The sequence below is a fragment of the Methanobrevibacter curvatus genome, from assembly GCF_001639295.1.
In the GTDB taxonomy this organism is placed as follows: domain Archaea; phylum Methanobacteriota; class Methanobacteria; order Methanobacteriales; family Methanobacteriaceae; genus Methanoflexus; species Methanoflexus curvatus.
Map to the genome: position 1 here is coordinate 1 of NZ_LWMV01000104.1, position 13,757 is coordinate 13,757.

General features: G+C 27.8%; 3 protein-coding genes and 1 pseudogene. 2 read left to right on the forward strand and 2 right to left on the reverse strand.

Going from position 1 to position 13,757, the window contains the following annotated elements:
* Both MBCUR_RS02465 and MBCUR_RS02470 read right to left on the reverse strand, forming a co-directional pair.
* The coding region (locus MBCUR_RS02465; protein ID WP_157077581.1) for a DUF11 domain-containing protein at positions 1 to 8,434 on the reverse strand (8,434 nt) is incomplete at its 3' end.
* A 97-nt stretch (positions 8,435 to 8,531) separates the two neighbouring features.
* Positions 8,532 to 10,529 (reverse strand): hypothetical protein, encoded by a 1,998-nt coding sequence (locus tag MBCUR_RS02470; protein ID WP_067089790.1) that lies wholly within the window; start codon positions 10,527 to 10,529, stop codon positions 8,532 to 8,534.
* Positions 10,530 to 11,058: 529 nt separating this feature from the next.
* Here MBCUR_RS02470 and MBCUR_RS02475 point away from each other — a divergent pair.
* Together MBCUR_RS02475 and MBCUR_RS02480 are read left to right on the forward strand one after the other, a co-directional pair.
* A pseudogene (locus tag MBCUR_RS02475) lies at positions 11,059 to 11,454 on the forward strand (DUF3800 domain-containing protein); the annotation flags it as partial.
* A gap of 737 nt (positions 11,455 to 12,191) precedes the next feature.
* Positions 12,192 to 13,757, forward strand: coding sequence for an ATP-binding protein (locus tag MBCUR_RS02480; RefSeq protein ID WP_067089796.1), 1,566 nt, complete (start codon positions 12,192 to 12,194; stop codon positions 13,755 to 13,757).

A 13,757-nucleotide genomic window follows, 5' to 3' on the forward strand; every position in this document is an offset into this window, starting at 1 on the left:
CTCCAGTACCATTCAACTGAACAATTAAACTAATAATATAAGAATCACCATTTAAAATACTTGAAATAGTCCAATTAACAGCTTGACCCACACGAGTATAGCTTCCATTAGCACTAACAAAAATCAACCTATCATCTAAAACATCAGTAATATTCACATTAGTCGCAGTATCAGGACCACGATTAGTCACATTAATAGTATACTCAACTAAAATACCATTCAAAACAACACCAGTAACATTCACAGTCTTAACAATACTTAAATTAATGGCTGGAAGGACATTGATTGTTTCTATATTACTTATATTATCTCCAATATTAGAAATATTTGTGTTGTTAACTGTTACATTGTTTTCAATATATCCAGTTCCAATGGCTTTTACTATTAAAGAAATAATATATGAGTCTCCTGGAGCTAAATTAATGATTGTCCAGCTAATGATTTGAGAATTATTGGTGTAAGTTCCATTGGTTTGGTCAAATATTAGTTTGGAGTCTAGAATGTCTGTAATGTTAATGTCTGTAGCATTATTTCCATGGTTTGTAACATTTATTGTGTAGTTCACATATTGGCCATTTAAAAGAGTTGTAATGTTGGCTGTTTTACTGATAGAAATATTTGCAGAAGGTGAAACATTGATACTTACTTCTGCATAGTTGTTACCAGAGTTGTTTTGGCTTGTATTTAAAGTAACATTGTTTGTAATGGTGCCTGTTCCATTTACTAAAACAGTTATAGTTAAGCTTGCAGATTGACCAATTGGAATCTCATTAATATGCCAAATACCTGTGTTAGGGCTGAATGTACTTTGAGGAGATTCTATATGTGATTGATAAATTAGCTGACTAGGTAAGGTTTCATTAACATAGACATCTACGGCATCATCATTACCTGTGTTATTAACTATTATAGTGTAATTAATCATTAATCCATTAATAACATCTCCAGTAACATTAACTGTTTTAGTTATGGTTAAATTAACATCTTCAAAGGAAGTAATTTCTATAAATGAGCTATTATCTCCAGTATTAATTTGATCTATGGCAGTTAAGTTAACTGTGTTGATAATTGTTATATTTGAGCCATCGACCCTAACTGTGATATTTAAGACAACTGTGTCTCCATTTGTAATATTATTTATAATCCAAATACCTGTGTTGTTGTCATAACTTGTTCCTGTAGTTAAAGAGTGACCTATATAAGTTAAATTGCTTGGTAGGATATCTGTTAAGTTTACTCCTGTAGCATTGTCAGGACCATTATTGGTAACTGTTATAATATATTTTAAAACTTCACCATTAAATATAACTTGAGAAGCATTGACTTTTTTTGTAATATTTAAATTAACAGCAGGCAATATAGTGATATTTGTTTGTGATGAATTGTCACCTGTGTTATTGTCAAGCGTTGTTACATTAGCATTGTTAATGACAAATCCTGAGTTATTTGCTCTAACTACAAGAGTTAAAAGGGCAGATTCACCAGCTGTAAGATTTAGCTCCCAAACACCAGTAAGATTGTTGTATGTTCCATTTGTAACAATAACTTCTAACAATTCTAAATGGCTATAATTAAGTAAATCTGTGATATTTAAGTCATATGCATCTCCAGAGCCTTTATTTGTTACATTTATAGTGTAGTTGAAAGTTTGATTGTTTAAAACAGTTCCATTTTTTGTATTTAGTCCATTAATGTTTGCTGTTTTATTTACAGTTAAATTAAATTCACTGTAAGCATTAAGGAGGTAGATAGGATCTTCATTGTCTCCACCAGATTTAATATATGCAGTGTAATTTAAATGAGTTAAAATAACATTAAATGAAGCACTACTAATTCTTGAATCACCATAGTATCCTTGCTCTTCACTTCCATTAGGATGGCCAAAGGTAACATTAGCCACAAAGTAAGGTAAAAGTAAAGGATTATTACTTACATTTGAATCATTTAAAGTGAAGTTGTAAGATAAAATAGCAGTAGTGTAATATGGATAGTTTTGAGTAACATTGTAAATACTACCATTAGCACCATTTAAATAATTTTTCATTACATAATAATTACTTATTATAACTCCAAAGGATAAACCAGTTATATTATTCTGACCCCACCAATTTAAATTAGCATCATTACCTGAAACAACACTATACAAATTAAAACCAATACTACCATTAGTATTGTTAAAAATACGGTTATAATTAATAGTATTAGTACCATTTTCAATAATTATTCCATTTAAATTGTTTATAATATTAGAACCAGTAATACTATTCTCAGTACCATTAAATAGAGCAGCAATATTATTGCCCATAATATTAGCACCAAAAACATTATTATTCGTAGAATCAGCACCAAATGTTATAGCCACAGCACCATTACTGTGAAGTGGTCTAGTATAATCTGTAAAATTACCTGTTAAACGATTACCATTAGTATTACTAGTAAATATAAATCCACCATTTTCATTATTACCAAAACTGTCAACTGCAGTATAATTAGCACGATTACCGCTTATAGCAACAGCATACTCGTTATCAGTAATAGTATTGGTATTGTTTAAACCAACAATAGTATAATTCAAATTATTTAAAATAAATTGGATCCCTACAATATTGTTAACAATACGATTAGCAGATAATGTGAAGTTAGTGGTAGCTAAACCAACAGCATGACTATTACCTGTAAAGTTAGAATCTTCAATCACAGTATTAATACCAGAAGTAAAAACACCACCACCATAAGCAGCATTGTTATTAGTGAAATTAGAACCACTAACATTAAAATTAAAAGCATTATTAAAGATAGCACCACCCTGTACAGCATTATTATCAGTAAAATTAGAACCACTAACACTCACATTAGTACCACCATTATAGATAGCACCACCATAACCTGCTGCAGAGTTGTTAATGAAATTAGAGCCACTAACACTCATATTAGTACCACCAACATTACTGTAGATAGCACCACCATTATTACTAGCATTATTATCAGTAAAATTAGAACCACTAACATTAAAATTAGCAGCATTATTAAAGATAGCACCACCACTAACTGCATTATTATCAGTAAAATTAGAACCACTAATACTCATATTAGTACCAGCATTATTGTAGATAGCACCACCATTACTAGTAGCAGAATTATTAATAAAATCAGAACCACTAATATTCATATTAGTACCGCCATCATTGAAGATAGCACCACCATAAGTAGAAGCATTATTACCCCTGAAATTAGAATCACTCACAGTAAAATTAATACCACCAGCAGGAGAACCAGTAGCACTATTATAGATAGCACCACCACTAGATGATGCAGTGTTATTAGTAAAATTAGATTTAATTACATTAAAATTATTAGCAACATTATATATAGCACCACCATTAATTGCATTATTATCAGCAAAATATGAATCAGTCACCCTAAAATTAAGATCACGATTATCATTATTAAAAATAGCACCACCAGAATAAGATGCATTATTACCAATAAAAGAAGAATTAGTTACACTAAGATTAGGACTATCACCATTATTATAAATAACACCACCATTACCATGAGTAGTAGAATCACCCAATGCATTATTACCAGTGAAAATAGAACCACTCACATTAAAATTATCGCCACCATCGTTATAAATAACACCACCATTAATAGTAGCATTATTACCAGTAAAAGTAGAACCAATAACACTAAAATTATCACCAGAATTAAAGATAACACCACCATTAGTAGCATTATTATCAACAAAATTAGAACCACTAACATTCATAAAATTACCACTATTTAAGATAGCACCACCATAGGTAGTAGCATTATTATCAACGAAAGTAGAACCACTAACATCCATAAAATTGCCAATATTGTAGATAGCACCACCAAAGGTAGTAGCAGTGTTGTTAACGAAATTAGAATCACTAACATTCGAATTATTGCCTTCATTAAAAACAGCACCACCCAAAATAGCATTATTACCAGTGAAATTAGAAGCACTAACAGTCAAATTAGCAGGAACATTATAGATAGCACCACCACTACTAGCAGCACTATTATTAGTGAAATTACAACCAATAACCTTCAAATTAGCACCCTGCCTATTATAGATAGCACTACCAGACATCCTTACAGTGTTTCCAGTAAAGTAAGAATAACTAACAGTCGAATTAATACCATCATTATAGATTGTACCAAGACGACTAGCATTATTGTTAGTAAAATTACAACCAATAATATTAGCACCAGTATTACTATTATAGATAGCACTGCCACCTAGACCACCAGATATAATATTCAAACTATTGTTAATGAAATTAGAACCACTAACATTCAAATTAATGCCATAATTAGAGATAGCACCACCACTATAATTACCACTGTTATTAGTAAAATTAGAACCATCAACATTCAAATTATCACCAACATTATATATAGCACCACCAGCATAAGCCCTGTTATCAGTGAAACTAGAACCACTAACATTCATATTAGGGGCAGTATTATAGATAGCACCACCACCGACACTACTTGAAGTACTAGATGCATTGTTATTAGTGAAATTAGAACCACTAACACTCATACCAGTACCAGAATTATAATTAGAAATAGCACCACCATAAGTAGCATTATTACCAATGAAAATAGAACCACTAACACTCGAATTAACACCATTATTAAAGATAGCACCACCATCACCAGTAGCAGAGTTATTAGTAAAATTAGAACCACTAACATTAAAATTATCACCAATATTATAGATAGCACCACCATTGCTTGCATTATTACCAATAAAACTAGAATTAACTACACTAAAATTAGCACCAGTGTTATAAATAGCTCCACCATTAAATATTCCACTATTATAAAAACCAATACCATTTGTGAAAGTTAAATTAGCTATTTTTACATTATCTGCTGTTGTATTGAATATTCCATTTAAACCTTCACCATCAAATATTGGACTGCCATATTCACCACTTAATGTAAGGTTATCGTAAGTGTGATTTAATGAGATGTTTGTATTAATTTTTGATCCAATATAGTTTGCTGCTCCACTAGTGTTACCTGCAATATGAATTATTGCATTAGATATGTTATTTTGAGCTATTATTTGAAGTGCTGCAGATAAATTTTGAAATGCATCAATCCAACTAGTTCCATCAAAATTACCTGTAAGTTGTGAAGAGTTTACATATAAGTCATTAGAATAAACTTTTAATGTTCCATTTAAAATGTTAATGTCATAGCCTTGACTACCTGTATAATTACCATGAACTGGAAGTGTTCCAGGGAGATTTGGAGTATATGTAATATTAGCTTTTCCTTCATTAACAGTAGCATTTCCAATATATATGCCATTTACATAGAAGCTAATATTTTGACCAGTAATGGTATTACCCATATCATCTGTTAAATTAGCAAACAAAATAATTGGGTTACCTAATGTAATGTAAATAGTGCCATTATTTATATAAGTTAAGTTTAAAGTCCCAGCATTTCCAGTATTATAAATCATTTGACCATTTGAAGCAGTGTTTCCAGTCATTGTATTTTTTGATAAAGTAAGATTTCCTGCATTATAAATAGCTCCACCATTATTAGCTGTATTATTAATAAAACTAGAATTACTCACACTAAAATTAGCACCAACGTTATTATAGATAACACCACCATAACCAGAAGTACCAAGTGCATTATTACCAGTAAAAATAGAACCATTCACAATAAAATTACCACCACCAGTATTATAGATAACACTACCATTAGTTGCATTATTGCCAGTAAAAGAAGAATTAGTTACACTGAAATTAGCACCATTATCACTATAAATAACACCACCACTACTCGCATTATTACCAGTGAAACTAGAATTACTCACATTAAAATTAGCACCATAACGATTATAAATAGCACCATAACTAGATGCATTATTACCAATAAAACTAGAATTAACCACACTAAAATTAACACCAGTATTATAAATAACACTACCATTAGTTGCACTATTGCCAGTAAACTCTGAACCATTCACAGTAAAATTGCGACCAGTATTATAAATAGCACCACCACTACTTGCATTATTACCAGTAAACTCTGAACCATTCACAATAAAATTAGCACCAATATTATTAAAAATAGCACCACCATAACTAAATGCACTATTGTTAGTAAAACTAGAATTAATCACAATAAAACTAACACCACCGACAGCATAAATAGCACCACCATAACTAAATGCACTATTGTTAGTAAAATTAGAATTAACCACACTAACATTACCACCATTAATATACATAACACCATTATCGTAAATAGCACCACCATAATTAAATGCACTATTGTTAGTAAAAGAAGAATTACTCACCGCAAAATTAGCACCACCACTATTATAAATAGCACCACCACTACTTGCATTATTACCAATAAAAGAAGAATTAATCACCGCAAAATTAGCACCACCACTATTAAGAATAGCACCACCACTACCTGCATTATTACCAATAAAAGAAGAATTAATCACCGCAAAATTAGCACCACCACTACTAAAAATAGCACCACCACTACTTGCATTATTACCAATAAAACTAGAACCATTCACAATAAAATTAGCACCATAAATGTTAAAAATAGCACCATAAATTTCCATGGTAGTAGAACCATCAAAAGGTAATGCAGTGCTATTAGTAAAACTAGAATTAATCACACTGGAATTAGTAGCATTAAAATTATAGATAACACTACCCCTACTTGCATTATTACCAATAAAACTAGAATTAATCACAGTAAAATTAACACTATTATTATTATAAATAGCACCACCATTACTAAGTGCACTATTGTTAGTAAAACTAGAATTACTCACACTAAAATTACCACCACCAGTATTATAAATAGCACCACCACCACTTGCATTATTACTAGTAAACTCTGAACCACTCACATTAAAATTAACACCACCAACATTATAGATAGCACCACCACCAGAAGCATTATTACCAGTGAAAACTGAATCACTTACACTAAAATTAACACCACCATCATTATAGATAGCACCACCCTTACTAATAAGATCAGTAGTAGCATCATTATTAATAAAGTTAGAACCGCTAATACTAAGATTATTACCATGATTATAAATAGCAGCACCAATATCAGTAGCAGTGTTATTGGTGAAATTAGAATCACTAATACTAACATTAATACAATTAACATAAATAGCACCACCACTAGTAGCATTATTATTAGTGAAGCTAGAATCACTAACACTCATATTAGGACCAGTAGTACTAGCATAGATAGCACCACCAGGTCCAATAGCATTGTTACTAGTGAAATAAGAACCAGTGATATTCGTATTAGAACCAATATTATAAATAGCACCACCACTAGTAGTAGCACTATTATTAATGAAATTACAACCACTAATAATCGTATTATTACCTACAATACGGATAGCACCACTACTACCAGCATTATTACTAGTAAAATTACAACCACTAATATTCAAGCTAGATGCAAAATAGTTAGCATGGTCGATAGCACCACCACCACTACCAACATTATTACTAATGAAATTACAATCACTAATACTCGCATTATAAATGTTAAGAATGATAGCACCACCATTACTAGTAGCATTATTACCTGTGAAATTACAACCACTAATATTCAAATTACTAGCTGGAGTTTCGATAGCACCACCACCACTCATAGCAGAGTTATTAATAAAATTAGAACCAATAATATTCAAATTAGTAGCTCCACCTAGAACAGCACCACCAGAAGTAGCGGTGTTGTTAATGAAATTAGAACCACTAATACTCAAATTAACACCACCATTATAGATAGCACCACCATAGCCACCCTCTGCAGCATTGTTAATGAAATTAGAATTACTAACAACCATATTACTACCATTATTCCAGATAGCACCACCACTACCAATATCACCATCAGAGTTAATACCAATGTTGTTAATGAAAGTAGAACCACTAATACTCAAATTAACACCCCTATTATATATAGCACTACCAGTACGTACTCCAGGACCATTAATAAAACCATCACCGACATTGTTAGTGAATATACAATCGATAAAAGTCATCGTTGTTGTAGTGTAATTATTAAATATTGCTCCACCTCGTGTGGCATTTCCATTTGCAAATGTTATATTTATAAATGTAACATTCAAATTACCATTTATAGTGAATATTCGTCTTTGTTTTCCTGCATCAATTACTACATTGGTAACATTCTTTCCTTGTATTGTCACATTTCTGTTAATAGTTATTCCTGTATTGTTGGTTCCTGTGTAGTTTCCAACAGCTAAATTTATTATTTCGTTATTAGGATCAGTGAGGGCTTGCCTAATACCGCCATCAGTTGTATTGGTAATGTCAATTTCAATTGCAGAACTTGTATTTAAGCTAATGAACAACACCAACACAGTTAAGAATATTAATGTTATATGTGTTAAAAATTTTTTATATTTTATATTTTTATTAGAAATATTTTCACCTCAATTTTTTTATAGATTTTTAAAAAAGTAAATAGAGTAATACTGAATTAATTACATGATTGTTAAAATTTAAAAAGCTAGAATAATCTGTATTTAATAGATATTTAGAATAATCTGTTATAATTCCAAAATTGATAGAATCATTTCTTATATCAACTATTTCAAATGAAACAATGCCATTAGAAAAATAGTCTCTATTAGTAGAATAAGATTCTAATATGTCAAAAATAGAAGTTTCTGAAGGAGTTAAATTTCCGTAAAACTTGGTATTGTCCAAAATTTTGTAAAATTCATTTGAAGTTTCAAAGGAATTAAAATAAAAAATGAATCTATTGCCTAAATTTATCGAGTCAGAAGGTTCATCTTCATCATTATTGTCGTCGTCTGATGAACAATTTTCTGGGATTGATAATTTATCTGCATAAATTTTGGAATTATTTTTAGAATTATTAGATATATAAAAAAGAGAATTATTATTTTTAATTTGGTTTTCATTAAACAAAGCATATTTATTTTTAATTTCATTAGAAAAGTAGTCTGTAATAGAATAAGATCCTAATGTGTTAAAATTAGAGCTTTTTAAAGAAATTAACTTTCCACAAGACTTATTATTGTCCAAAATTTCGTAGAATTCATTTGAAGTTTCAAAGAAATTAAAATAAAAAATGAATCCATTGCCTAAATTTATCAAATTAGAAAGTTGATCTTCATCATTATAGTCTGATGAACAATTTTCTGGGATTGATAATTCATTTGCATAACTTTTGGAATTATTCATTAGAAAAACAGTCTGTATTAATAATAAATAAGAATCTAACATGTGAAAAGCAGAAGCATTTAAAGGAATTAAGTTTCCGTAAAACTTAGCATTGTCCAAAATTTCGTAGAATTCACTTGAAGTTTCAAAGAAATTAAAATAAAAAATGAATCTATTACCTAAATCTATCGAATCAGAAGGTTCATCTTCATCATTATCGTTATCATCTGATGAATAGCTTTCTGGGATTGATAATTTATCTGCATAAATTTTGGAATTATTATTTTTAGAATTATTAAATATGAAAAAATAAGAATTCTTATTTTTAATTTGGTTTTCATTAAAAAAAGTATATTTATTTTTGTATAAATCTACAGTAGAAAAATTATCGAGTAGATTTTTGTTAAAATGTCCAAAATTTAAATTTTTTTGAACTTTCTTATTTAATGATGTATTTGTATCATTATATATATATATATATATATGTTCTTTAACATGATTAGAAATAAGTAATTTACTCGCCGTAAAATTATGGGATCCAAATTCTAATTCAGTTAATTCATCCCAATCACTATCAAAACTAAAAGTATTCAATTCATTGCTTCTTTTATTATTATTATTATTATTTTTTTGTTTAACAATAAAAGATTCTGAACCGGTATTAATTAATTTATTGTAATTTACTAAAAAGGTTACAAATTCTGAATCAAAGCCCATATTAGTAAAAATAAAATTTTTATAAAGTCCATTAGAATTGTTTATCCAATTAATATCATCTAAAACTTTAGATAGATTTTCATTTAATTGGTTTGTATTTTCTTCAGCAAAGTTTAGTGTATTATTGGTTAATAAATTTGAAGTATTAAATAACTGTTCACTAAAAGCTTGTGAAACATTAGTTAGGATAGAATTAGATTTATAACTTAAAGCATGGGAAGCATTAGCATTTACAGGATTTTCATTAGATAAAGCAAATATATCCTGGAAACTATCTTCATCAGAATCAGTGTGATTACTTAAACTAAAAGAAATTCCACCAATATTAGAATTAGTTAAATCATTTTCTAAGTTATGTGTTGATTTATAATCAACGTTAACAGCATGAGAAGAGTTAGAATAAGAGATATGGTTATTAAAATCGACAGTTTGAGTTGAACTTGAATTTTCTCCAGCAGCTACGCTAACACCAATAGATATTGAAAAAATAGCTAAGACTAAAAGTATTAAACTAAGATATTTTCCTGCTTTATTAAAATTCATAGACGTTCAGCTTTTTAAAGTAGTATTATTAAATATATTAAAAACAATTAATTTTAAGTTTAAATATTATTATCTTATACATTAAGAGAAAAGCAATGTATTCTTCCTATGTAAGGTCTAATTTAAACAGAAATTATATTTGTTAATAAAAAAAGCTGAAAATATCTTGTTATATAAGTACTTTCATTTTTGTATTATACAATATAATAAAAAAAGTATAAACATAAAATTAGGATAAAATCTGGGAAATAAAAAGAGATAGATTTTAACTCATTAATTAGTATTCATACTAAGTTTATTTAAATTATATATGATGTTATATTTAAACTATATGGTTGTTTTAGCATGTACAAACTTGTACTTGTCATTTGAACATCTTCTTTTATTATTATTATTATTATTATTATTATTATTATTATTATATCATGCTAATTTAAAAATATAGAGTTTTTACAAGATAATAAATAAAACTAATCATTTAAACATAAATATTTCACTAAAAACTAAAAATTAGCAGAAATTAAAAAAACACTATTTTTTCAAAAATCAAAAAACTCCACATTTTTTTACAGACTCTATTTTTATAGTAAATACATCATCATTCAATAATACATTATGTGGTGTGTTGCTTTTTATTTGCATAAATAATAATACACACCACCATAATATTAATACTTTACAAACTACTAAAGTATTAGATAGATTCTTGTTAAAAAAATATCAAAAATTTTTGAAAGAAATAATTTTAAAAAAAAACTTATTTATAGAAAATAATCTTAAAATAAAACATGAAGAATCTTTTAAATATTTAGGGCTACAATTTGCAGATTTAATTGCAGGAAGCTTATTTCAATCATTACAAAATAATAATTCACATTTTATTGATATTATTAAGGATAAAATAAGTATTTTTGATTGCTTTTAAGAATATTTTTATATTCAATTATGTTTTTATATTAAAAAAAAGATGTTTTAAATTAATAAAAAAATTACTTATAAAATAAAATGCTTTATTTTCAACCTTTGATCAAACTTTTATTAAAAGTTTGTTTTTAAAAAGTTTGAAAGTAATATATTAAATTCATGAAAAACTAATTAATGGAATATAAATAATATACTGTATTAATCATTTAAATACTTAATCTTTTGAAAGCTCATAATATATAAAAGATTACTCTTTTGAAAGCTCAAAAAAAATTTGAATATTTTTATATTCAAAGATTTTTAAAAAAATTTAATTCAATTAGTAATTTATTAAGAATATAAATACCATAGTTATAAAAGAAAACACACAAAAAGAAAAACTAGTAGAACTAATTCAAGAAATATCAAAAACATAATTCAAACAAGCACAATAAAAAGCCTCAAAAAACCTAAAAGAGTATATTCAACAAAAAATAGAACTAATAACAGAAAAAGCTTATAAAAACAACAAGATTAAAAAATGAATAAAAAAAATTAAAAAATTCTTAAGTTGGCAGCAGTGTATTGTTAGTTTTATACTTACTTATTTCTATTTAAAATTTTAGATGAATTTACAATAATGTTTTTATACAAAAATTTAATTTATTATTTAATGCTTTAAATTGAGAAATATTTAGGCAAATATATAAATAAATAAAAACAAAAATAAAAACAATAAATTATAATGAGGTAAAATATATGCAAAAATTACCTATAGGAAGACAAGACTTTCTTACAATACGGGAAAATAATTACTTATATGTGGATAAAACAAAATACATTTATGAAATGATAAAAAATGGAGATATAAATTTTTTATCACGACCAAGACGTTTTGGAAAATCCTTACTTGTTAACACATTAAAAGAACTGTTTAAAGGGAATAGAGAACTATTTAAAGGATTATATATTTATGATAAATGGAATTGGGAAGAAGAATACCCTATAATACATATAGACTTTGGTGATGGAGATTACACCAGTATAAATAATTTAAAAGATACTTTAATAGATATTTTAGATGATATAGCTGAAAATTTTGATATAGAACTTAAAAGAATAACTATACCTAAAAGGTTTGGAGAATTACTAAAAAAGATTTATAATAAAACAGAGAAAAAAATAGTTGTTTTAGTAGATGAATATGATAAGCCTATTACAAATAATCTTACTAAAAATAATGTAAAAGAATTTCAAGAAAGACTTGGAGACTTTTATGAAGTATTAAAAACAAATGACCAATATATTAAATTCATATTTTTAACAGGAGTTTCTAAATTTGCTAAGGTCTCTGTGTTCTCAAAATTAAATAATGTAGATGATTTAACACTAATTGATGAGTTTAATTCTATCTGTGGATACACTCAAAAAGAATTAGAAGATAATTTCCACCCATTTATTCAACGCCTTGCAGATAAATTCCAAATATCCTATTTGGATACATTAGATAAACTTAAATCATTTTATAATGGCTACAGTTGGAATGGCAAAGAAAAAATATACAATCCTTACTCTACACTCTTATGTTTTAAACATAATGAATTTGGGGAAGAGTGGTTTAACACAGGTACTCCACATGTTTTGGCTGATTATCCTATGGGCACTTATAGCCTTAAATCTATTGCAGAGCCAAGTAGAGTTACATACAATGAACTTAAAAATCCAACTACTGAAAATATTAAAGAAGAAGTGCTGTTATTCCAAACAGGATACCTAACTGTAGACAATATAGAAATTGCTGAACGTGGAAAATTTTATGACCTGAAAATTCCCAATTTTGAAGTCGAAACTGCTCTTTATGAAAATCTCATAGCTCAATACTCTAAAATTTCTTATAATGATATTTTAGACTATGCAAATAAACTCTTAAAATACACAATTGAAGCTAACTGCACAAAAATAAAAGAAACACTAGGAGACTACTTATCACCAATACCTAATGACTTAAGAGGAAAAGACGAAAGATACTATCATACACTAATATTCATGCTACTCTACACAGCAAAAATACATGTACATAGCGAAGTACATAGCTACAAAGGAAATGCAGACCTAATAATAGAAGAAGACGATTATGTAATAATAATTGAATTTAAACAAAGCAATAAAAGCTCAATTAACTACATGATAAATGAAGCACTAGAACAAATAGAAAAACAAGAATACTCAAGACAATACAAAAACAAAAAAATCATAAAAGGAGCCATTGCATTTAAAAACATTGAAATAGGATGTAGAATAATCAAAGAAAATAATCCCAAATAG

Bases quoted from the DNA above. Each gene is read 5' to 3' on its own strand.
- MBCUR_RS02470 (WP_067089790.1), bottom strand. From the start codon at position 10,529: ATGAATTTTAATAAAGCAGGAAAATATCTTAGTTTAATACTTTTAGTC.
- MBCUR_RS02480 (WP_067089796.1), top strand. From the start codon at position 12,192: ATGCAAAAATTACCTATAGGAAGACAAGACTTTCTTACAATACGGGAA.